Annotated in this window: 19 protein-coding genes; 2 read left to right on the forward strand and 17 right to left on the reverse strand. The window is 41.2% G+C overall.

All coding sequences use genetic code 11. The annotated features are described in order from the left end of the window. Position 1: 1 nt before the first annotated feature. The 6 genes from ADS77_RS00515 to ADS77_RS21465 all read right to left on the reverse strand — a co-directional run bounded on the left by ADS77_RS00515 (position 2) and on the right by ADS77_RS21465 (position 5,797). On the reverse strand, positions 2-1,507 hold the full coding sequence (locus ADS77_RS00515) for a restriction endonuclease subunit S (protein ID WP_054452320.1): 1,506 nt from the start codon (positions 1,505-1,507) through the stop codon (positions 2-4). Continuing rightward, a complete protein-coding gene (locus tag ADS77_RS22850; RefSeq protein WP_268794789.1) occupies positions 1,497-1,619 on the reverse strand; it encodes a hypothetical protein in 123 nt (40 codons plus the stop codon). Before ADS77_RS22850 ends, ADS77_RS00515 begins: the two co-directional genes overlap by 11 nt. Continuing rightward, positions 1,609-3,051, reverse strand: a complete 1,443-nt coding sequence (locus tag ADS77_RS00520) for an ATP-binding protein (RefSeq protein WP_054452321.1) — start codon at positions 3,049-3,051, stop codon at positions 1,609-1,611. The genes ADS77_RS22850 and ADS77_RS00520 overlap by 11 nt, the downstream gene beginning before the upstream one ends. Further along, complete coding sequence (locus ADS77_RS00525) at positions 3,041-3,649, reverse strand: DUF1016 N-terminal domain-containing protein (RefSeq protein ID WP_235575687.1); 609 nt, start codon at positions 3,647-3,649, stop codon at positions 3,041-3,043. The genes ADS77_RS00520 and ADS77_RS00525 overlap by 11 nt, the downstream gene beginning before the upstream one ends. Continuing rightward, complete coding sequence (locus tag ADS77_RS00530; protein WP_054452323.1) at positions 3,624-5,351, reverse strand: type I restriction-modification system subunit M; 1,728 nt, start codon at positions 5,349-5,351, stop codon at positions 3,624-3,626. Before ADS77_RS00530 ends, ADS77_RS00525 begins: the two co-directional genes overlap by 26 nt. A gap of 200 nt (positions 5,352-5,551) precedes the next feature. Beyond that, positions 5,552-5,797, reverse strand: coding sequence for a YfhL family 4Fe-4S dicluster ferredoxin (locus ADS77_RS21465; RefSeq protein WP_082355570.1), 246 nt, complete (start codon positions 5,795-5,797; stop codon positions 5,552-5,554). A gap of 212 nt (positions 5,798-6,009) precedes the next feature. Between ADS77_RS21465 and ADS77_RS00535 the strand changes: the two genes are divergently transcribed. Both ADS77_RS00535 and ADS77_RS00540 read left to right on the forward strand, forming a co-directional pair. After that, the gene (locus tag ADS77_RS00535; protein WP_405630015.1) at positions 6,010-6,177 is read left to right on the forward strand and encodes a helix-turn-helix domain-containing protein; all 168 of its coding nucleotides are present in this window, start codon (positions 6,010-6,012) and stop codon (positions 6,175-6,177) included. Between the two features lie 592 nt (positions 6,178-6,769). After that, complete coding sequence (locus ADS77_RS00540) at positions 6,770-7,501, forward strand: FadR/GntR family transcriptional regulator (RefSeq protein WP_054204096.1); 732 nt, start codon at positions 6,770-6,772, stop codon at positions 7,499-7,501. A gap of 262 nt (positions 7,502-7,763) precedes the next feature. Here ADS77_RS00540 and ADS77_RS00545 read toward each other — a convergent pair whose 3' ends face one another. The 11 genes from ADS77_RS00545 to yegQ form a co-directional block, all read right to left on the reverse strand. Then, positions 7,764-10,718 carry a TonB-dependent receptor gene (locus tag ADS77_RS00545; RefSeq protein ID WP_054452326.1) on the reverse strand — a complete coding sequence of 985 codons (2,955 nt, stop codon included), beginning with the start codon at positions 10,716-10,718 and terminating at the stop codon, positions 7,764-7,766. A gap of 484 nt (positions 10,719-11,202) precedes the next feature. After that, entirely contained in the window at positions 11,203-12,171 is a 969-nt protein-coding gene (locus tag ADS77_RS00550; protein ID WP_054452328.1) for a class 1 fructose-bisphosphatase, read from the reverse strand. Continuing rightward, positions 12,171-13,250, reverse strand: a complete 1,080-nt coding sequence (gene fbaA, locus ADS77_RS00555; RefSeq protein WP_054452330.1) for a class II fructose-bisphosphate aldolase — start codon at positions 13,248-13,250, stop codon at positions 12,171-12,173. The genes ADS77_RS00550 and fbaA overlap by 1 nt, the downstream gene beginning before the upstream one ends. Positions 13,251-13,260: 10 nt before the next feature. Continuing rightward, positions 13,261-13,881 (reverse strand): bifunctional 4-hydroxy-2-oxoglutarate aldolase/2-dehydro-3-deoxy-phosphogluconate aldolase, encoded by a 621-nt coding sequence (gene eda, locus ADS77_RS00560; protein ID WP_054204092.1) that lies wholly within the window; start codon positions 13,879-13,881, stop codon positions 13,261-13,263. Positions 13,882-13,965: 84 nt separating this feature from the next. Further along, a complete protein-coding gene (locus ADS77_RS00565; protein WP_054452332.1) occupies positions 13,966-14,892 on the reverse strand; it encodes a sugar kinase in 927 nt (308 codons plus the stop codon). Between the two features lie 65 nt (positions 14,893-14,957). Then, on the reverse strand, positions 14,958-16,256 hold the full coding sequence (locus tag ADS77_RS00570; RefSeq protein ID WP_054452335.1) for an MFS transporter: 1,299 nt from the start codon (positions 16,254-16,256) through the stop codon (positions 14,958-14,960). A gap of 1 nt (position 16,257) precedes the next feature. Next, positions 16,258-16,605, reverse strand: coding sequence for a cupin domain-containing protein (locus ADS77_RS00575; RefSeq protein WP_054204089.1), 348 nt, complete (start codon positions 16,603-16,605; stop codon positions 16,258-16,260). A gap of 11 nt (positions 16,606-16,616) precedes the next feature. After that, a complete protein-coding gene (locus ADS77_RS00580; protein WP_410054808.1) occupies positions 16,617-18,779 on the reverse strand; it encodes a heparinase II/III family protein in 2,163 nt (720 codons plus the stop codon). A 55-nt stretch (positions 18,780-18,834) separates the two neighbouring features. Next, positions 18,835-21,093 carry a polysaccharide lyase 6 family protein gene (locus ADS77_RS00585; protein WP_054452338.1) on the reverse strand — a complete coding sequence of 753 codons (2,259 nt, stop codon included), beginning with the start codon at positions 21,091-21,093 and terminating at the stop codon, positions 18,835-18,837. 118 nt (positions 21,094-21,211) lie between these two features. Next, complete coding sequence (locus tag ADS77_RS00590; RefSeq protein ID WP_054204086.1) at positions 21,212-22,090, reverse strand: NAD(P)-dependent oxidoreductase; 879 nt, start codon at positions 22,088-22,090, stop codon at positions 21,212-21,214. A gap of 605 nt (positions 22,091-22,695) precedes the next feature. Beyond that, the gene (yegQ, locus tag ADS77_RS00595) at positions 22,696-24,090 is read right to left on the reverse strand and encodes a tRNA 5-hydroxyuridine modification protein YegQ (protein WP_054452681.1); all 1,395 of its coding nucleotides are present in this window, start codon (positions 24,088-24,090) and stop codon (positions 22,696-22,698) included. Between the last annotated feature and the right edge of the window lie 187 nt (positions 24,091-24,277).

A 24,277-nucleotide genomic window follows, 5' to 3' on the forward strand; every position in this document is an offset into this window, starting at 1 on the left:
GTTAATCTACTATTTCTTCATCAGTGGCTACATCGGGTATTTGTAATTCGCCAGAGATGAGTTTGGGTAGCAAAGTATTTCGTAAACTTTCAAGCTGGTTGATATTTAATTTGTTGAAATCTATCTTGTTAAAATAATCCTCGATTACTCTGTCAAACTTATAAAGAACTTCTACTGAAGGAAAAAGTAGCTCTAAGCTATTAAGTACTTTAGTTGTCATGCTTGGTACAGCTGACCCTACATTCATTGCTGCAAAGTCTAAAGCTTTCAAGTGGTAAAACATAAACTTTGCAACCTTTGGTACTTTAGGGATCGTGTAAAACATAGTATCAACAGTCCAAAATGAGCCATTTATATGCATAATATTACTCAAAGTGCCTTTCCTAGGGATAAGTACAGACTCCCCATCATACAAAAAACTTTCGGCATAACGCATAAGTCCGCCCGAGCCGTAAACAGGATACTTTCCATCATCTAATTTTTTGTGATCTTTACCATATTTAACTTCAAGTAAATCACTTAGATATTTTTGCTTCCAGCCTTTTGGTATCCAGCCTAGTTGTTCGCTGTGCTCGAACTCATTGGTGAAGTGGGCGTGGGTGTTGGCGTGTTGGGCCAATATGTTAGGGTTGGCGTTAAAGTTTGCTTTAACGGGTGTTTCAGCGGTTTTACCTAATATTTGCACTGCTGCTTGTGTTGCTTCTTTTGTTGGTAACTGTGCTTGTAACTCGTGAGCGAGCGCAATGAGTGAGGCTTTGCATTCTGTCGCATTTTTTAAACTGTTCAGTGCCACTAAGCGGCGCTGTGCTTTTTGTATTAACTCGTCAGGCAGACTAGTTTCAAGGTTTTCTAAGTTAAAATCAACGCTCGCAAGTAGGTTGTCGAACACAGGATCAAAGTCGACAAACCAGCTTTTGAACAAGGTCTGCGCCATCTGCTCAAGGGTTTGGTTTGTTTGATTATTGAGTATGATTTTCTCATCCAAAGAGCGAGCAATATCAGCGATATATTTACTTTGATTAAAACTAACCTTAGGACAAGGTAGCAATTCAATAATCTTTCCACTTATATTCGCTTGGTTCGCACTTCCAGATGAATTAGAAACTAAAAACTCTTGGCTTTGTGGTAACGATAATAAATAGAATAAAAAATCGGGATGAATTCTACCCTTATTCTTTAATTGTATTCTACCTACACGCTGATTTATCCATGCGGCTGGTTCATTCTTCCAAACTCTAGCAACACGGCCAACTAACGATTGCGGTGCATTTGGTCCAGAGCCTGTCATTGAAATTAATATATCACCTTCTTTAGCTTGCCAAGCTTTTGTTGCTTGAGCTAATTCATCCGATATATATCCGCTATCAGCATAGTTAACTGTACCAAAACGCACATTTTTAATTTTAAGAACTTTATTTGAACTTTTTTCAATAAAATCCTTACTTTTATATGCGTTTCCACCTTGTACTTTGGCATATTCGCCAAATGTAGTTTGCTCAAAGCCCATAACCCATCGCCTCCACATTTTTTCGGATCGCTTTACCTAACTCAGTCGCTTGGTTCATTTGGTAATAAAACGTTTGGCTAAATGCGAGTTGTTTATATTTATTATTTTTCATTGTTTAACACCTGCCAATATCCGTCTTTGTTTGAACCAATCCGTTTTATTACCTTGTGGTCTTTTAACCATTTAATATGACGCTCAACCGTTGCCGTGCCCACATTAAGCTGTTTAGCGAATACTTTTGTAGACAATGAAGGCGAGTGCTTAATACACGTTAACAATGGCTGAATATTTTTAGGAACAACCGAACTATGATTTATTCCATCATTTATTCCATCATTTATTCCATCATTTATTCCATCATTTATTCCATCACTCGCTACTGATACTTCATTACTACTTTGTATTTTTCTTGGAAACTCCCAATCGGTAAAATCACCTGACTCAGAAAACACTGGTAAACCGATGTTCGCCTTGGTGCAATACTCTTTTATTCTTTGTATACCGCTGCCCCACTGCTCAACTAAGTCCAGCTCCTTAAATACTCTTGCAATTACCGTATTGCGAATTTCAGAGCGACCTTTTAACGCATCAAGCATAGTTAATCCATTTGGTAAACCGCCTGGCGATACAATATTTACAATATCATCGTAAATACCTATTTTTATATCTCGTCCAAAATTGCTGTAATCTCGATGCATTACCGCATTGAGTAATGCTTCTCGAATTGCTGGAAATGGGATTTCAAAGGTATCGGTGCGTTGCAGCCCCAGTACCTCTGCGCGTAAATGAAGATGGTTTTTTATAAATAATTCTGCGTTTTCTATTTGCTGAAAAAGATCACCCGTGTACTCTTTTTTATCTAAAAAGATAGACATAGTGGTGCCTTTAAATCGGCTACATTTTATTTCTACATGCTCATAAAAGCCTAATAAGATTAACAAGCCATGTGTGGGGTAAAGCGTATTATTATCGTTTTTGACCAGCTTTAAACTTAATAACTTTTCTGGCGTTAATGGTTTACCATGCGCTGCAAAACGCTGTTGAAGTGGCGTTAAATCAAGGGTTGATAAATCCACTTCGTAATTAATAAGTGAGTCAAAGCTAATATGGTTACGCTGGCGTTCAAGCTCTATCACTTGCGCCTGACTGACTAGGCGATTAGTGGCACCAATACGTTGATAACAACCCAGCTCTTTGCCTTTACTCTTTAAATAATAAGGGAGTAATGCTCCGCGCTGCACTTCTATTACTAATAACTCAACCCCGTTAATATTCTCTATATATATATTAGGTAATAGCGTAGGCGCAACCAGCTCATGCATTGTTGAACTAATTTTATCCATTAATTCAAATAGGTCAAAATGTTGCAAACCTATAAGCGTTCTATTATCAGAAACGCCTATAACCAACTTTCCACCCGCAGAGTTGGCAAACGAGATAATGCTTTTAACCCACTCTTTACTGGTTGGTAATTGCACTTTAAATTCTAAACTTTTGCTTTCACCTTTTTCTATTTCATGCAATAAAGGATGTTTATTTTCCATTGCATCGCTCTCCATAATTCTGCGTTTCCACGATTTTAAGGATCGCTTTACCAAGCCCTAATAAGAACGGTTGTAGGTTATTTATAATACCTTGCTCTACGGGTTGTTTGTTTTTACTTGAGAGCAAACGCTCGTAGTAAAGCGTACCAATTTGACGTTCTAACGCGCGCGCCGACCAATTTTGTAAAATGGCTTCATCTCGATACCAGTTGCGCGCAGTTGAACTATCAACCCGTAATAGTACACGATAATGCGTCCAGCTTAATTCGAGACGCACTGCGTCTCGTTTTTCAAAGGCGAGATAAAAGCGGCGCATATTACGCAGGTTGGTTATGTCAAATCCTCTGCCATAGTCTGTGCTGAGTTGCTGCGATAAACGTTTTAATGTTGCTTTGCCGTAGGCTGCGCGTGTTTCACCGCCTTGCTCATCCTCTACAATTAAGCGCCCTATTTGCCAATACGCTTGTAGCATGGCGGTATTAACAGTTTGTTTAACTTGCCCACGGGCTTGCTCAACAATGCGGCGAATATCAACTAATAAGAGCTCGTTTTGAGTCGATGGCTGTTCTTCACTATGAGTCATTACGTTTTGCTCCATCACGCTCTTCACCATAGCCTAAGGCCTGCAAGTTTTTACGAATGGCGTTATCAAGTTCATCGGCTTGATTCATTTGGCTATAAAGGGTTTGGCTAAGTTCGCTCATTTTAGTTTCGAACGGGATACCGTCGTCGATAATATCGGCCGCGCCTACATAGCGCCCTGGAGTAAGTACATAGTCGTTCGCTTTTATATCGGCAAGGGTGGCTGATTTACAGTAACCGGCGACATCTTTGTACTCTTGCTCTTTATTTTCGCTTTGCTCTTTTTGTGCGCTTTGCTCTTTATCTGCGCTTTCTGGCTTCGCAGTTTCAGTGGTTAGCTCTTCGCCGCGCCAAATATGGTAGGTTTGGGTAATTTTAGCTATGTCGTCGTTGGTGAGTTCTTTTAAGGTGCGGTTAACCATAGTGCCCATTTCGCGGGCGTCTATAAATAGCGTTTCGCCTTGGCGATCGCGGCGCTTTAGTAGGCCTTTTTCGTTATTACCGCGTTTGTCTTTACTGATAAACCATAAACACACCGGAATTTGTGTGGTGTAAAACAGCTGCCCTGGTAGGGCTATCATGCAATCGACTAAATCGTTTTCGATTATTTTTTGGCGAATATCGCCCTCGCCACTGGTGTTAGAGCTCATTGAGCCATTAGCCAGTACAAAGCCAGCGGTGCCATGTTCGCTGAGTTTTGAGATCATGTGCATGATCCACGCATAGTTGGCATTACCGGTAGGCGGTGTTGGGTAGCCTGCCCAGCGGGCATCGTCGACTAGTTCGTTATCGGCGCGCCACTGTTTTTGGTTAAACGGTGGGTTTGCCATAATGTAATCGGCTTTTAGGTCGGGGTGCTGATCTTTAAAAAAGGTATCGCCCGCTATATCGCCTAAATTGCCCGAAATACCGCGCACGGCGAGGTTCATTTTTGCCAGTTTATAAGTGGTGTTAGTGTACTCCTGCCCATAAATAGACACATTTTTTTGATTACCGTTATGGCTATTTATAAATTTAAGCGACTGCACAAACATACCGCCCGAGCCACAACAGGGGTCGTAAATTTTACCTTCGAATGGTTCAATCATATCAGCAATGAGTGTAACGATTGACTTAGGCGTATAGAACTCGCCTCCACCTTTACCTTCAGAGGCGGCAAATTTACCTAAAAAGTATTCGTACACACGGCCAACTAAGTCTTCTTCTGTTTTTTCGTTTTGGTTGGCAATGGTGTCGATATTATTAATGGTATCGATTAACGCAGAGAGCTTACTGGCATCAAGCCCTAAGCGTGAAAAGTAGTTATCGGGCAATGCGCCCGCGAGTGATTTATTGTTTTTTTCAACGCCGTGCAGGGCGGTATCTATTTTTACAGCGATATCGCCTTGCTTGGCGTTGGCTTGAATGTATGACCAGCGAGCGTCTTCTGGTAGGTAAAACACGTTATCCATCGCATAAAAGTCAACCATATCAATGTATTCATCACCATACTCGGCAATAATGGCTTTTTGACGTACTTCAAACTTATCACTAATAAATTTAAGAAAGATTAAGCTTAAAACAATGTGTTTATATTCGGCTGATTCAACACTGCCACGTAGTTTATTGGCGGCATCCCAAAGCGATTCTTCAAACCCGACTTGTGCTTGTTTTGTGGTTTTTTTAGCAACTTTTTTAGTAGCGGGCTTTGTGGCGGTTTTTTTAGGTGCGGTTTCCATAGCTATCTCAGACCAGAATATCAATACAAATTATTGAGTTATCATACCGTAAAGAGCGCGAATTATTGAGACTTAATTAAAAATATATGAAGGGATATTTATCGATCACAATACGCAATATGCGAGCAGTTTGATTGCTGCGACAGTATCGCCACTTTCGCTTCGTAGTAACCCATTAAGCATAAAAACCAACCGACAAACTACCCCGTTAACCTCACATATTTCTCTGCCAGCTCATCTATACTTTCACGGTGATTAGGATCGGGCTTTATGCAGTCAATTGGGCATACACTCACGCACGTAGGTTTGTCGTAGTGGCCTACGCATTCGGTGCATTTTGCAGGGTCGATTTGGTAAATTTTAGCGCCCATATAAATCGCTTCATTTGGGCACTCTGGATCGCACATGTCGCAGTTAATGCACTTACTATTTATTAGTAAAGCCACTCTCTAACCTCATTTATTAAAGCTAGTACTTCTAGCATAAATTTGCAGTCGCAAATTATGCATTTTATGCTGGGTTTCCTTGTTGATCTCAATCAATAGAAATCATATTAGTTAATTCGCATTCAACCATTAACTTTACAACCCAAAAATGGACACAGTAATGTCCAATCAAGTTCGCGAGGTTCTATCATTAATTATTAAGCGAAAGTGATGTGCAGCTGGCTTTTGCTGAGCATTTAAAAGAGCGCCGCAAAAAAGCAAAGATGTCACGCGAGGCGTTAGCTAAAAAAAGCACAGTACCTGCATCTACAATAAAAAAGTTTGAGGTTACAGGGCTTATTTCATTCAGGCAGCTATTGCTTTATAGAGCAACAGCTTGATAATACGTACGCCATGAATAAGCATTTAACGGGTAGTTAATTGCCTTAGGTTAATTGTATTGAGCGATTAAATTAATAATAAATGATACTCAATAGCGCTCATAAGGAAATATCATATTTTCTAGCGCAAATCCCAACCCTATAGAATGCATACTTGTTCTTTTAATTTTACTCAACGAATACACTGGGAGCCCTTTATTTATTCCGAGTTATATAAAGTTAGCCCTCGCATTTTTGGCTGTTTATTTTTCCATCACTGATTTAACGACTAGCAATACCATGCCAACAGAAAACGTTCATAAATACATTTAACCCACTAATTATATTGATGAAAAAATATTCTCGGATGACAACATCTCCTCTTCAGCGCTGAATAATTTAAATAAAGCAGTTTCAATCGTCTGTTTGCAGCTAAATTTAAAACAAAAGCAAATTGACAAGCTAAACTAAGAAATGTAATTTACCAATTAGATTAATTTTTTTACCAACTTTTTTACCAATTTGTGGAGTGATTTAGCCTACTCGGTTCGGCTTAATTATTATCCACATCAAAGCTGTGCATCTACCGTTTACTAAACTTGGGGAATATAAAATGAAAAGGCGTAGACGTTTTTGGAACGTTGTTGATAAGTTAGAAGCCGCAATAGATCAAGGTGTCTATCATGTTGGAAGCCGTTTACCTGCAGAACGTGAATTAGCAGAAACTCATCAAGTAAGTAGGCCTACAATTCGAGAGGCTATTATTGCGCTTGAAGTCAGAGGCCGTGTTGAAGTTAAGACCGGCTCGGGTGTATTTGTTACAGACACTAATAAAGTAGAGGCTAGCGATAAGCCCATTAGTGCATTTGAACTAACACAGGCCAGAGCACTCATTGAAGCTGAAGCTGCGGCCTTAGCAGCGGCAACAATTCAAGATCACGAACTGGCCGATTTAAAGCAAAGTTTAGATGATATGCAAGTGCCAGAAATGGCGATTGAAGCTGATCAACGCTTTCATGAGATCATTGCTAAGTCGACCCGTAACAACGCAATTTTCATGTCAATTCAAAACTTATGGAAGTTAAGACGCAGCGAGCCACAAATCATCGCGGCCTATGACGATGTGTGTTCACAAAGCGACGAGCAGCGTTTACAAGAGCACACATGTATTTATGATGCTATCGCCAGCCATGACTCATCGGCAGCCCGTAAAGCCATGCACAACCACTTTAACCGTTTAATTAATTCACTCTTTGCCGCAAGCGAGAAAAAGGCCCTTGAAGAAATAAAACGTAAAACAAGTGAAACGCGTGGCTTGTATTCTATCTCTCATTTAACTCAATAAATCTTACTTTTCTATTCCCTAAAAGGCACATAACTGTGCCTTTGCTATGTGTGTTGTCTTATTTTTTAACGACCCCGCCTTCTGCTATGATTATTTAATAAAACGGCTTTCAAATAGGCTAAACAGCCAATATACATTTTATTAAATGTACGCACACAAATGTTTTAAGCGTTGGGTACACCTAAAAATAATGCAAAAAAAAAGCAAGCCTAGTGGCTTGCTTTTATACCAATTACCAATTGGTACTCACACAATTAACTTATTAAAAACGGTAACTTGCACCAAAAGTAATACGACGATCTGTTAAGCCTTGATAACACAGTAATGATCCTTCGTTAACACAAGACTGACTCACATCTGACTTCGTTAAGTTCACGGCTTCTATACCAACACTAAATTGCTCGGTTACATCATAATTAACACTTGCGTTTAACTGACCACGGTCCTCTTGAACAACTGGGAAGCCCCATGGGTAACTAGATGTACTGCCAAAGTCTTCTGAGCGGTAACCTTCTCGCCACGTGTATCTTGCACGCGCTGAAAAACCATATTTTTCATAGTACAAGGTAAAGTTATATGCGTTTTCAGAAAGATCTAAAAGCGGCTGTTTGGCAGAGACATCAATGTTCTCAATGCCCGTTGTTAATGCAAATACGGCGTTTGCACGGCTCGTTGCATTATCAATTGCTTCACCTCCTGATGATTTTTGATACGTATAATTAGCCATCACGCCAAAGCCTGATGCCCAGCCTAAGTCGCTTTCGAATTCAGATAAGTCATATTGAAATGCCAACTCAATACCTTGTTGGGTGCGTGTATCAGCATCATTAACTGTCGTTTGAGTAGGCACACACAAACCAACTCCGGGCTCTGGCCCAAAGACATTAATATCGGCAATGGGGTTAAATGTGCCACCGGCTTCACAGGTTGGTCCTACAACATCACGAAATCCCGTGGTTGGGTCTTCATAGGGGTCAACTTGCTTTGTGACATGCAGGTCTTTGCGCTTTTTATGAAAATAGCCCACGCTTACTAACGCTGAAGGAGCGAAGTACCACTCGGTTGAAATATCAAACGATGTTACCTCTTCTGGCCCTAAGCCTGGGTTACCAATGGCAACCGCTGAATTAGGACTTGTGCTGTATGACACGGACGTAGATAAGTCGTCATAATCAGGGCGACGAATATCTTTAGACCAACCCAAACGAACTAACACATCTTCAGACACGTCTGCGCTGATGTTTATACGTGGTAATACAAAATTATAATCCGCTTCAGACACGACTTGTGAAACGACTTGATTCCCATCATCGTCGGTTGTTACTGAGTTACCTGTTGACGTAATGTCCGTTTGTAAATATCGTACGCCAACATTACCTCGAAACATTTCATATTCGAAATTTGCTTGTGCGTACAATGCATGCGTTGTTTCTTCAATGTCAAAAAATGCACTCACCTGAGATGTAGGCGAACTGATTGGCGCACGATCAGAACCTGTAAGCGCATTATTTGCTGTAATCGCATCATTTAATACTTCAAGTACATAGTCTGGGTTTGAGCCGGCAAGCTCAGGGTTAACTAATAAAAAGTCTTTTATAAAGAGTGTTCGCCCGTCTGCTTTGTTAAAATTATCAGGCCCGGCCACCAGCAGCTCTGCAAATAAATCACCTGATGGGCTATCTGCCATTTTACGCAAGCCCACATTATTACGTACTTGATCTGAGGTGCTGCTTGATCTGTTATAACGGTACCCAAAATCGACCGACGTGATCATGCTGTCTAAGTAATAATTAAAATCAGCTCTGATCGCATCTTCTTTATTTTCTGTCGTATCACGCCCTTGGTTTACATCGCGTAATACAACATTTGCAGGGTCTAGTAACTGTGCACTGGTTGGCGCATTTGCTTCACCTTGGGCAATACCAAATGCAAGCGCTCCCCCGCTCAAGTCATATTCAAAAGGGGTGCCATTTTCGTTCGAGTCATTGGTTGCTACATTAGGGTTAATGAAGTTCAATGTTGTATTGAAGCTTGGTGTATTTGAATCAGAGCGTGACGATGACGCTTCCATACTCACAAATAACTTATCACCCTGCCATTGCCCACCCAATCGAAATATTTGGCTATCAGTTTGACGTGCATTTGTATCACTTGAAAAGCGTAAATTAGGATCTGCTCCCCCGTCTTCAACAGGGATAACACCTTTTAACGCCGCTTGAATACTTCCTAAATCTTGGCCGTCTAATACGCCAAAATCAACCGTTTCAAATTCGTTAGGAGCTGCAACATTACGAAGGTCACTCACGCCAGAGGCTTGAACCCGTGAGCTTTCTTGACGTCTGTCTTGGTCGTTCATCACGGCATCAAAAAAGAACTTGGTGTTCTCATTAGGTGCCCATTCTAGCGTACCAGCAAAGTTAACCGTTTCTGACTCGTAATTATCATAATCCTGAATCAAGAATTGAATAGGTAAAAAGTCAAAAGACTGGGCACTTGCTGCATCACTCCCCGCTGCGACGGAGTTATCGCGATCAGCTCGAGGACGAAATGCTGTTACGTCTTGCTCTGCATAACTTGCGCTAAATACAGCGCCAAATTCGCCACCAGAATCTAGTTGCCAATTGTCACCCCAAGAACCCGATATTCTTGGTTTAATGCTATCAGTGGAGAGGCTGCTGTCTTCAGCTTGTACGCGAAAAGCTGCTAACGTATCATTAAGTTGCAATGGGCGGATTGTACGAAGGTTAATCGTGCCTCCTACAGATCCTTCTATTGTTTTAGCTTCTGGTGATTTAATCACTTCAACACCAGAGATCATCGATGCCGACACATCTTCAAAACTGATACCTGTTCTACCAGAGCCGGAACCCACTGTAGAAACACCATTAATTTCTGTACGATTCGCATTCGTACCACGAATTTGTACCCCCGTACCGACACCTGCTTGACGCGTGATCTGTACACCGGTTACATTTTCTAATACTTCAGCTAAATTTTGATCCGGTAACTTACCAATATCTACGGCTTCTATCACTTCTACAAGGCTTGCGGCTGAACGTTTTTGTGCTAATGCATTAGTAAGCGACTGCCTGATACCTGACACTTCAATTACTTCAAGTTCATCCACAGATTGCTGCTTTGCTTCTTGCGCTGATGCAACATTCAATGCTGTAGCTGAAAGTATCGCTAATGTAACGCTAGATAATTTATGCTTCATAGTGTTTCCTGTGTGTTCGAATGCTTTGGTTTATATTTGTTGTCATTGGCCGTTCGCTTTCACAAAAGGTTAACCAAATAATTACACTTGAACAAAAAAAGATCAACCCTTTTGGTAATAACATTTAATAAAAAAGTCGACCAATTTACATTACCAATAAGTCACCGTGCAGATATAAAAGTAAGGCATTGATAAATAGCAATTTAAATAATTACAGGATTAATTCTATTGCTGAATTAATTTACCTTTAAGACTAATGTAGCAGTAGTAAAATTCAAAAAAAACAAATTGGTTAACCAAATAATCAATTCATAACGGGCAGCTTGCCAAATATGAGCACCGAGTTGCGCACCAAAACTGACACCCGTTTATCATTGGTCGTATTCATGCCAGTAAAGAAGATCTCGTTAAACTTACACTGGGGTTTGCTGTATCTGATTAACACCTGTCATAACGCATCGCCTCAAAATACACCACTGTTTTGTTATGACTCATAAACAGTCCGATTAAAAAATGCCACAGCAGAAGATGACCCCATGACAACCGCTACTCGCTGGTGAAGACTGTGTGGCTCTATGGTTAAAATTCGCTGACCACGAGCGCTGGCTTGTCCTCCTGCGTTTTCAATCAACATCGACAGCGGATTGGCTTCATAAAGTAACCTTATTTTGCCATTGTCATTACCCGCACGTTTGTCCTCTGGATACAGAAATGTGCCGCCTCTTGATAAAATACGGTGAATATCCCCTACCATAGCTGCACTCCAGCGCATTGAGCTTTTTTCAAACGCTTGGCTCGCATACAGTACGTTATCGAAATAAGTCTGAATAGTTTCATGCCAATAGCGGTAGTTAGCCATATTCACAGCAAACTCTTTACTTTCGTGCGCAACGGTCATTTCAGGGGTTGTTAGCAAAAAGCCGCCATGAGTTAAATCCAGCGTATAACAGCGTGTTGGGCCACCTGTGCTCATCACTAACAAAGTGGAAGGGCCATAAAGCACATAGCCTGCGCACAGCTGTTTTATACCAGCTTGAACAAACTGTTCATCACTGTCATGGGGCACATCATCACGCTTCGCATAAATGGTAAAAATAGTGCCGATTTGACCATTTACATCAATATTTGAAGAACCATCGAGCGGGTCAAAAGCAACAATATAGCGACCATCGGGATTACCTGGCACAGCATGATCTTCTTCTTCGGAGGCAATAGCAGCAACCGAATCTTCCTCAAGTAACATATCTTTGAGTAACTGATTGGCAATCACATCGAGCTTTTTTTGTACTTCACCTTGGATATTTTCATCTAGCGTAGAGCCTAACACCCCTGCAAGTTCTCCTTGGCCTACACGAAATGCAATCTCTTTACTGGTCGCTAAAATAGTGCGGATCAACATAATTAAATCTGTTTCCACACCATCATTTTTTAAAACTGGGATTAGTCGTTTCATTATGAGTACCTATTAACGCAATTAAGGTCGGTAAAACACTGTAATAATCTCATCGTCATGTTTTGCTCTGAATGGCTTAACCACACTCGCGGATCATAGTATTTTTTATTCGGCTTATCGTTGCCATCTGGGTTACCTATTTGACTATGTAAGTAATTTTTATTGTTTTGATAATAATTAAGTACGCCGTCCCAACACGCCCATTGCGTATCGGTGTCAATGTTCATTTTTACAACGCCATACGTTAATGACTCTGTTATTTTTTCTTGCTCTGAACCACTACCACCATGAAATACAAAATTTAAGCTATTGTGGGGCAGGTTAAACTTTTGCGAAACATAGGCTTGTGAGTCTTTTAAAATACGGGGGGTTAAAACAACGTTGCCCGGTTTATAAACGCCGTGAACGTTGCCAAACGAGGCTGCAATAATGAAGTTAGCACTGACTTTACTTAACCTTTCATAGGCGTATGCTACTTCTTTAGGTTGCGTATAAAGGGATGCGCTATCAAGGTGGCTATTATCCACGCCATCTTCTTCGCCCCCAGTACACCCTAGTTCAATTTCCAAGGTCATGCCCATTTTTGCCATACGCGCTAAATAACGCTCACAAATTGCTATATTTTCTTCTAATGGCTCTTCAGAAAGATCGATCATATGTGAGCTAAAAAGAGGCTGCCCTGTTTGCTGAAAATAACGTTCGCCTTCATCTAATAAGCCATCAATCCACGGCAGTAACTTTTTCGCAGCATGATCCGTATGCAACATAACCGGCACGCCATAATGCTCAGCGACACTATGAACATACTTAGCCGCACTTACAGCACCAAGCACTGCACTTTGTTGCTCAGGTAAGGCAAGACCTTTGCCACAAAAAAATTGCGCGCCACCGTTCGACAGTTGAATAATAACAGGCGACTGCGCTTTTTTTGCTGCATTCAAGGTTGCATTAATCGATGATGTACCAATAACATTAACCGCAGGTAACGCATATTGGTGCTCTCTGGCATGCCCATATACTTGTGTAACATTATTTCCAACAATTACGCCGGGGTTAACTTTGGCTAATAAAGATCCCATTATCTATCCCTTATACTTTGTTTGCCTCAACACAGGCATCGGTAATCGCCTGCCAGTTTTCTTGTTCAACCCACTCTTTAGGCGCAACCCAAGTACCTCCGACGGCAATTACATTGTCTAAAGCAAGGTACTCATGTTTATTTTGCGCATTGACCCCACCTGTTGGGCAAAATGTAACGCTTTGAAATACGGTTGACACTGCTTTCAAAAATGGTGCGCCCCCTGATAATGAAGCAGGAAATAACTTTTGCTCAGTAAAACCTGCTTCTAATGCAAGTAAAATATCAGCGGTGTTAGACACACCAGGCACGACGGGCACTGAGCATTGTTTTAATGATTCAAGTAGTAAAGGTGAAACCGCCGGAGTAACAATAAAATCAACACCCGCATCAAGTGCCTGCTGTAAAATTTCAGCATTGATGACTGTACCTGCGCCCACTTTTAATGAAGGTACGGCTTCCTTGATAGCCCTTATTGTCGCTAACGATGCATCCGTGCGTAACACGACTTCCACTAAACCTAGTCCTGCCGCCGCCATTGCTTTGGCTATATTCACCCCTTGATCAACACTGTCGGCTTGAATTAAAGGTAGCAGTGTTTGTCCTGACATGAGTTCAGTAAAACGAGTCATAGTTGTATCTCTCTTAATAGTTATTATGTGTTGAGACAAAAAGACTCAGGCATTACATTGGGGCCTTTTTGTTTAAGTTACATATTACGAATCAGCCATAGCCTGATTGAAAACCGCTTTTGCGGTAATTGCGCCCGGCTGTTGGATTACGACCGCAGCAGCTTTTGCGGCTTTACTAACCGCTTCACACACTGGCAGCCCAGATAACCGAGCTCCTAGGTAAACACCATTAAACGCATCGCCTGCTGACGTTGTATCAACAACATTATCTACCGGTGTAATTGTGTGGCGTTGTAATTGGCCATCAACCATGGTTAATACTGATTCGGGGCCATTTTTTATAACCACTTCGTTGATGTCATAATCACTAAGGTGCGCAAGGACATCTTCAACCGAATCCACCCCATACAAAGCGTGTAAATCTTCTACGCCCGGTAGCGTGATATCTGCACACTGAAAAGCAAGCGCATACTGCTGCTTAGTTTCTTCAACAGACTGCCATAATCTCGCTCTATAATTAGGATCAAAAACAACCTTCACACCGGCAGCTTTTAAAGTATGAATGGATTGCCAAAAAATAGCGCGAGTATCGGGCTCTATAACAGCAAGCGATATTCCTGAGAAAAAAAGCATGTCGCCTGACGCAAGCTCATCAATAACTGTGGGATTATAAAAATCGATCACCTTTCTTGCCGCTGAATCATTACGCCAATAAGTAAAGCTGCGTTCTCCTTGATCATCTGTTTCGATGTAATACACACCGGGCACTTTATCTGAATGAGCAAACACTAATTGTGTACCTAGTTGTTCTTGCACAAAGCAGTGGCGCATTTTTTGACTGATTGCATCGGTGCCCAATGCGGTCACAATTGCCGAGTTAATACTGTTAAAGCAGCGCTTAAGGTACACGGCAGAATTATATACATCACCTGCGAATGATTGGTTGAGCGTACTCTCATCAATCGCTCTAAGCTCGAGCATACACTCGCCTAAAAAGAATATTTTTTTCATTAATTAACTTACCCTTGTTGTAAGTAAGCGGCAGGATTTTGGTTGCTCTGCCGCTAAACACGCTGTTACTTGGGTGCTTTTAAAGGCTCAATTTTTGGAATCAAAATCCAGACGGCCAACATTGCAGTAATAGCCAAAGAGGCACCAATAACAAACGCAGGCGTATAATTTCCGCCAGCGGTTAAATAAGGAACTAAAGAGGTGAGGCCAACAGCGCCGAGTTTTGCCGCCATGCCTGAAAAACCAGACAAGGATCCGACGGCTTTTTTGCCAAGTAGATCACTTGGTAGAGTCTGTACATTACCTATCGCTGTTTGAAAACCGAATAGAATAACGGCCATGATTAGAACAGCGACAACAGGCTCGCCAGGGTTCGCCATTGCAAGCAATGCAGGCAACATGATCAAACAGCCTAAGGTGATCGTTAGCTTACGAGTTTTATCTGTACTCCAACCAGCTTTTAAACGATTTTGCGCTAACAAACCGCCAAACCACGCGCCAAACATGGCTCCCACATAAGGCACCCAACCGTAAATACCAATAGATTTAACATCCATGCCATACACTTCGTTTAAATAGATTGGGATCCAGAACACAAATAACCACCAAATAGGGTCAATTGCCGCTGATGCGATGATCACACCCCAACTTTCCTTTCTGCTTAACAGCTCTTTAGTCGAAGGGTTATATTCTTCCTCTTCTTGTCCTTCTTCATTCACTTCACGACGCTGGCCAGATAAAATGTAGTGCTTTTCTTCTTCACTAAGCCACGGGTGTGATCCAGGTGGTGCTTTAACTAACACTAACCAAGGCACTAACCACAAAAAGCCCATAATACCCACAGCGACAAACACCATTTGCCAGCTAAAATACACCGTTAGATAGGCAATAAGGGGGATCGCTATAATACCGCCAATCGCTGCACCTGAATTAAATATACCTTGTGCTAATGCCCGTTCTTTGGTTGGAAACCATTCTGCATTCCCTTTTGCGGCGCCCGGCCAGTTGCCCGCTTCTGCTACACCTAAAATGGCGCGAAAAACACTCAAGCTAAGAACGCCCTGTGCAAATGCATGTGCAATGGTGGCAAGTGACCACACACCTATCGACAGAACAAAGCCAAAACGCGTACCAACCCAATCAAATATTTTACCAAAAATAGCTTGGCCAAACGCATAAGCAAATACAAACACGATAGAAATGTTGGCATAAATTTGCTTACGCTCAAGTGCAGATTCGTTGGGGAATAATTCTTCTACTATATCAGGCCACAGCACACTTAAGGCTTGACGGTCGATGTAGTTTATAATGGTTGCCAACGCAATTAATGCAATGACCCACCAGCGCAAACCTTGAAGTTTCATGTTATTTATCCTCTAAAAAATCTTCGCGCGCAGGGCTGAATGTATCAATTAAAATTCCCCCCGTCGGGCACGTTGCGCCGTGATCAGCATACGGAGGAATGAAACAGCTATCGCCCGTTTTTAAAATTTTAGTTACACCGTCAATATTAAAGTGAAACTCCCCTTCTACAACATAAGTCACTTGAGAATGACGGTGTGCATGGTTATAACCAATTGCCCCCTCTGCAAACCAAATCTTGACCGCCATCAGCTCTTCGTTATAACCCAACATTTGGCGCTTTAAGCCATTACCTAAGTCTTCAATTTCTGCTTCGTTAGCAAATGTAAAGTGATTGCTTTGCTTACTCATAGCAAATACTCCTAAATGTTGTTCATTAAATAAACGCCTAAACGGCCGTTTAATGAATATGATTGATGTTGATATTTAAATGATTTTTTACTCGCAAGCGTCGCATTATTAATCGCGATCAAATAGTGCTTTTTAGCTATTTCTAACTCAACAAGTACCATCTCACCCTGCTGTGAGTGCTTTAAGTTTGTCACTCTGCTTTGGGCCATTAAGGTATATTCTTTACTGGGGTTATATTCACCATGCGGTTCAAGTACTGAAATAAACTGATGTTGCTTAGTACCTGATACGCGGCGGATAAAACCGTGCTCATTGCGTAAGTTGAAGTTAGGATCAGTCGCACCAATCTGAGTGAATAAGAAGGATTCATCACCATTAACAAGTGATGTTGATGTGTAAAAGCGGCCATTGTCGTTCAGCCAAGATACCTTTGCTAATCCTTGCTTTGGTGTTGATCCTGCTTTTAACCAAAGATGCTGATAACCATTTTTGTCACCCAGCGCCGATAACTGTTTAGTATTGGCTTTGAGCTTAAAGTTGGTATCAATAAGCTGTCCTTTATAATGAAGCGGTAAATCAAGTTGATGCGCTTTATCTGCCACTACACTAAATAAATCTAGAGCGACTGTACTGTTCAACTCTTTTAGATTCACTAGGGCTAATGTGCGTTCAAGCTCAACACCTTTATAAGCGGTGCTAATTTCACCACTTGATACTGTGCCGTATTTTGACGTTTCAAAAAAGTTAAGTGTTGGCGCATTTTTATTGCCTACTTCTACGTCACCATTGAAGTGGCTCGTTTCATCAACCACCACGGTATTGTGAGCAACCGTTTGTTTAGCGTAACTATTATTCTCTGGCAGGTACCGGCCACCAAACTTAGCTTCCACATTTAAAAACCGCGCGGCACCGTAGTCAGAGACAATCTCTTCGCCTTTATCATAAAACTGCCATGTTAATTTATCGAAATGGCCATGCCCTAAACCTTGTGCTGCAGGCTTAAATAACAGTGCTTGGTCGCCATCAAGTTGGCTACGCATAATAACTAATGCGCCTTCTTTACCATCACTGCCGTCACCAAATGCCACTGATTTAAACGTGTAAGGTGTTGCTAAACCTTTATCAAGCGCCTGTGCTACTTTTAGGCCATCACCTGATAGAATGATTTGCCCTTGCTGCTTTGCAATATCTAAGTAGCCAGTATCATTAGTTAGGCTGTAGGCAACCGTAACACCATGTACAAGCTCAATGGTATCAATACCTTTACTTTTAATAGCATCATTAATAGGAAAAAATAAGCCGTTGTAGCTCAATTGAATGGTGGTATCTATTGCTTTTAACAACACGCCATCACGGTGCTCAGCAATTTTTCGTTGTGGCTCATTGTGTGCAATCGCTTGTGCAAAAGTAACAAAGGGTAATAAGGCAAAACGTTGGTAATAAGGCCCTTCGTTATAGTAACCTTGTGGAGAGAACAGCATATCTAGCTGCTTTAAAAACCCTCCTTTACCTGACTTATCTAGGTCATATAACGCTTTTTCAACCCATTCGGGTTCGTTCATAACGTAACCCGCCATGCCTACGCCAGCAGTTGCCCACGTACCATGGTTGTGCACTTTATTGAATGTTGTTGGTTGCCCTTGCGATAAGAATAAGGCAACAGGACGAAGTAACTGTTGCTCAATGATATTAGTTTGCTGATCTGTCAGCGCATCATGAACCAAATCGTATGCTTGGATAGTATAAACTAACCACATTGCCTCATTTAGGCTTTGCCAAAACAATTTCCCTGGGTTTTGTGATTTCACTTTACGTTTCGGGTGTACATCTAAGCTAGGATAAAGTGTTGCGTACTCAAGTAACATATCGCGAACATAATTTGCGTATTTTTGTTGTTGGCTAAGCTGATAAATAATCCCAGCACGATACATTAATTGATAATTCTTTTTATGGCGCTCATGAGTGTAACCACCGCCACCATCTTTAGGCACGGGCACCACAATTGGAAATGCAATTTCTTTATCAACCTGCGCCTTTAAACTGTGATAGCGTTCACTAAAGTAGCCTTGACTATCAAGTGCGCCACGCATTTTGACAACATCGCTTTGCGTGATCACTAAATTAGGATGCGCAGCCAAAGAACTAAATGAAGCGACAGCAAGCACAACTGACATAGCACCCGCTTTTAATTTTGTTTGTAAGCTCGATAATGACATCAACAACACCCCACTAATTCTTAATTACTTTATTGTTTATTAATGTGGCCGTGTGCGGCCCTGCAACTCTAAGCTCAGTAACACTTGGCTGTTCAGTACTATCGAAGGTATTGTTAATGATCATCGTGTTTGGCTCACCCACTGTATGCTCAATAATAATAGGTGCTGATTTAACAAAGGTATTGTTATCTATATTCGTAACTTGCACACCATGGAGGTAAACACTCGCATTGCTTTTATTGCGTTTGCCAAGGCCTACATTTGTTAAGGTGTTACCTGTCATGCTCAAGTGGGGACCAAACGTGCTTTCATCAGTGCCACCACGATAAAGCTTAATTAAACTGCCATTGATATTGCTAAAGCGATTATCAACAAGCGTTACATAATCCGCGTTATAGATACCTAAATCTTCAATTTCACTGTCTAAGCGTAGGATATCGCCAGACACTTTATTAAATGTGTTATTCGTGAATGTTATTTCATCAGCAAGCGCACCTTTACCGGTTTTAAAAAAGTCAAAAGTATGGTTTATATCAAGGTCTGTTATCTGGCTATTCATCATCATTAAGCGATAATTATTAACCATGCCCCACTTTTTCGTCCTCACTACACTGTTGCCAGCGGAGTCTGGGCTGCTTTTGCCTGAAATAATTAATCCATCAAGCTTTAAGCTGCCACCATCATGAATTTCAAATAATGTTGAGCGCTCAAATGTCAGTGTTGTCTTGCCTTTTTTGTGTGCTTTAATAGTGAGTACTTTATCAATCGCAACAAGCTTAGATACATCGTATTGCCCGCCAGTCAGTTCTAACACATCGCCAGACTCAGCCGCTTCAATCGCGTTCAGTAATGCGTTTGCAGAGCCTTTAACTCTACGTGTTTTACCTGAGTCAAAAGCGATAATAGCGGGCACTTTTTCATACCAAGTAACACCCGTTTGGTCTTTAGCCAATACAGTTAAATTAGCTTTTGCACCTGCGTTAAACTTATTTGTGTTTGGCAGAAGTAACCCAGCTTTATTTCGCTTAAGTGATATGGCTTGTCGCTTTACACCGTACGCTACATCACTAAGCACCTCAGTATTGGCAAGATTACCAGTAAATTTAATGCCACTTACGTCGTCAAACGCGGTAAAAGGTTGCTGGTTATTTTCATTAATAATGAGGTTGTTTTTCATTACACTATTAATTGGCACTGCACTGCGCTCAGCATCACTGCCTGCCGCTAGCTGAATATGCCGCACGTTAACAAACGTATTATTTTCTATTTGTGCGTTTTCTACTTGGTGATATCGATTAATCGATGAATTAGGCACGCCGTTCATCACAGTAAAGCCACTGCCAAAACGAAAGCCAGTTAATCCTTCAAGGTAATTATTACGGATTATTTGATCTTTATTGATAACCCGAATCCCACCGGTATGATCTACACCATTACCAAAAAAGATATTTTCTTCAATTAAGTTCCCATTACCATGGCGCATGGTCAATGTACCCCGGGCTTCAAAAAACACATTGTTACGGACAATGTTTTTACCTGATTTAATCGAAATAATTTCTACTTCACCATTCGTTTGCTCAAAATAGTTCTTCTCAACAAGCGTGAATGAGTCCGTCAAAGAGTAATGGCTTGTACCAATGCGCAACGTTTCCCCTCCGTTTGAACCAAACGTCGGGCGATAACCAAAGTAGTTATGGTCTATCTGATGGTAGTTTTCTTGGCTTTGTTTATTATTCAAACGTACAGCAACCGTTACGCCTTTATTGCGTTTACCCACTAAATGGTTATGATCAAAGCGATTATGTTGGCCATACAACGCAACCCAATAATCTGATTCTCGCTTATCGGGATTGTTATAGTTATCGATTACAACTTCTGAAACTCGTGAATGACGAGCTAGCTCATTTTTATTGCGGCGAAACTCAATAACTGCAGAAGTGGGGGTGAAGCCATTTTTAAATACCAAACCGCTGGCATGAAGGTATTCCCCAGCAAGGCGAAGGTTAGACTGACCAGTTAAAAAAACCTTACCTTTGGTTTGTGCAGTCAACTGAATAGGGGATGTTTCTGTGCCTTGACCTTGAAACAAAATCTCAAAATCTGTCCACGTACCATTTTTTAAAATAACTGTATCGCCCGCTTTTAAATCTTGGGCAATATCAGTGTAAGCTTGCTTATTATCAACAAAGTAGTCTTTGGCTGTTGCTGCTGTTGAAATACAACCAAGGATAACTAGGCTAAATTTTATTATAGTTAGATTGATCAATCGCATAGTTAACTCGTTTGACTGGATTATACTGTTACCCGATTAAGATAACTCGCTTTCCCAGTGTTTATATGTGTGTGTAAAGGTGCTAAACATCTTGCCTAGCACCTAAAATTAACCAGAATTATTTATCTAGTGTTTTAAAGTAATCAAAAATTTCAGGTACGTTGCCTTGCCCCATGCCTGCATCAAACGCTGCTTGTAAATTAGCTGATGAACCTTCTGCAATTTTCGATTCAGTACCAAGGTCAGACACCATTTGCAGGAAGTAACCCAAGTCTTTATTAGCATTTGCGATTGAAAAACCCAAATCACTTACATTATCTACAGCGTAATTTTTGCAAAATTGCATAAACGGCGAGTTAGAAGGGCCCGTTGACATAATGTCAAACAATTGTTGACGATCAACACCTGCACGATCCGCCACTGCAAATGCTTGCGACATTGCACACACTGTTGTCATCCCCATAAAATTATTAATTAATTTTGTTGTGTGACCAGCACCAAGTTCACCTAAATGAAACACGTTCTCGCCTTGCTCTGCTAACACAGGCTTCACTTTATTGAATGTTTCTAAATCACCTGCGGCCATAATATTCAACAACCCGTCTTTAGCGTGTGCTGGCGTACGGCCCAATGGCGCATCAATCATACCAACGCCTTTTTCAGCGAGATCTGCACCAATTTTCTTTGTTGATGATGGAATTGATGTACCAAAATCAATAAGGACTGAGCCGGCTTTAAAACCGGCAAGCAAACCATCTTCTGCGTATACGACTTTTTCAACAATTGTTGATGTTGTTAAACACAGCATGACAATGTCAGCTGCGGCTGCAAGCTCTTTTGCTGTGGCCACCGTTTTCGCGCCACGCTCAACACATTTAGCAACAGACTCTTTATTAAGGTCCATTACAACCAGCTCGTAGCCTTTATTTTGTAAGTTCTCGACCATATTGCCGCCCATAAGGCCTAGCCCAATGAAACCAATTGTTGGTTTAGACATGAATAACTCCTAAATTATTGAGCGTTTATTTCAACGCTATTTATCAGCTAAGTATCAGTGACACAGCTTCGCTTTATTGAACCTCTGGAGTTTCCCTAATAGTAGTAAAACTCTGAAAATTTGCTGAGAGGTAAAATACATCACTCGTAAAAACTTACCAATCAACGTATGAAAACAGTATTACCCAGTAAGCATATTGTCAACCAATTTGTATATCAATAATTTAAATGGGTAATAATAAAACTATAGTGTTTTCATAATTAAAAAAGCTACAAGTAAAAAAAGCGGAGAACAAAAACCAATAAAGTACTGATAAATATAAACAAAAGTAGCAAGCAAAACCAGATTCAATAGATAGGAGAAAAAACCAAAGAATTGGTAATAACAAAATTAAAAAGTGGTAAGGTGGTAAGTTCTTAAATCTCGATTGTGTTTGAACTTACCAAATACGTTCAGATCAACAAAAGAATCATGTATGAGCTTAAAGGTAAATTGTTAACCGAGAAATAAGGGATCGTAAAAGTAGGGATTAGCTTTAATAGATTGATACATTTTTTTACAGAAAGAGGTGAATTAATACAAAGAGTTAAATCGTATTGCCGTGGTTAAACCACGGCTTTTTTAAACGGATTACGGGTATCTTGGTTTTCATCCAAGTTACGCATCAAAATAGCATGTTCTAAGTTTATGCTTTCAGGTAATAGGATACTAACGATGTGGCCAGAGCCTTTGGCGTCAGTAATATTCTCACCTTTTTTGTTCTGCATCGCTTGCAGTGTAAAGTTAAAGTTACCCAGCGGGGTCATTAGCTCCAGTGAGTGGCCCACGCAAAACTTATTCTTCACATCAATCTGCACTAACCCGTGCTCATCTCGACCAAGCACTTCGCCAACAAACTGTTGTTTGTCTGACACTGAATGGCCGTATTCGTAGTTTTGGTAGTCTTGGTGAGCGTGGCGTTTTAAAAAGCCTTCGGTATACCCTCGATGTGCTAGACTCTCAAGTGTTTTAAATAGGTTGGCATCAAAGGGTTTACCTGCCACGGCATCATCAATGGCTTTGCGATAAACCTGTGCGGTACGCGCTACATAATAAAATGATTTAGTACGCCCTTCTATTTTTAAGCTGTGCACGCCCATTTTTGTTAACTGATCTACGTATTGTACGGCGCGTAAATCTTTTGAATTCATGATGTAAGTGCCGTGCTCGTCTTCAAACGCGGGCATGTACTCTCCGGGGCGGCCTTGCTCTTCAAGCATCACAATATCGTCGCTCGGTGCGCCTTCGCCAAGTGTCGGGATCACATCTTTCGGATCAATTTTATGTACCATTTCGCCGGTTTCGTTCTCAGTGCCGGGCTTTACGTCGTACTCCCAACGACATGCATTAGTGCATGTGCCTTGGTTAGGATCGCGCTTGTTTATGTAACCAGAGAGCAAGCAACGCCCTGAATACGCCATACATAGTGCGCCATGTACAAATACTTCGAGCTCTGTTTCTGGGCACAGTGTGCGAATTTCGCTGATTTCTTCAAGTGATAATTCGCGCGATAAAATAACGCGTTCTATGCCCTGCTTTGCCCAAAACTTAACGCTTGCGAAGTTTACCGCATTCGCTTGTACCGATAGATGAATGGGCATATCGGGCCACTTGTCACGAACTAGCATGATTAAACCAGGATCTGACATGATCAACGCATCCGGTTTCATAGCTATCACAGGTTCAATATCACGCAGGTAAGAGTTAACTTTAGCGTTGTGCGGCGCGATGTTTGATACCACATAAAACTTTTTACCTTGTGCGTGAGCTTCGTTAATGCCTATTTTAAGGGTATCGAGATCAAATTCATTATTTCGCACCCGTAAACTGTAACGAGGCTGCCCCGCATACACGGCATCTGCACCGTAGGCGAATGCGTAACGCATATTTTTTAAACTGCCTGCTGGCGATAGCAACTCAGGCACAAAAAGATCTGGGGTAGATGAATTAGGGGTAGAAATAGCTGACGGCATGCGCGCTCCATACATCGAACTGAGTGCAAATCAGTTGCATGAAAATTGAGATTAAATGAAGCGCGAGAGTGTATGGCGTTTAAGGTAGCTTTATGTTGATCAGAATCAATCAAACCCGTCTTATTCTTTTTTAAATTATCTCAGCTGCAATAGCAAGTGAGCCTTTACAGCTGAG

It is taken from the genome of Pseudoalteromonas porphyrae, assembly GCF_001298125.1.
Classification (GTDB): domain Bacteria; phylum Pseudomonadota; class Gammaproteobacteria; order Enterobacterales; family Alteromonadaceae; genus Pseudoalteromonas; species Pseudoalteromonas neustonica.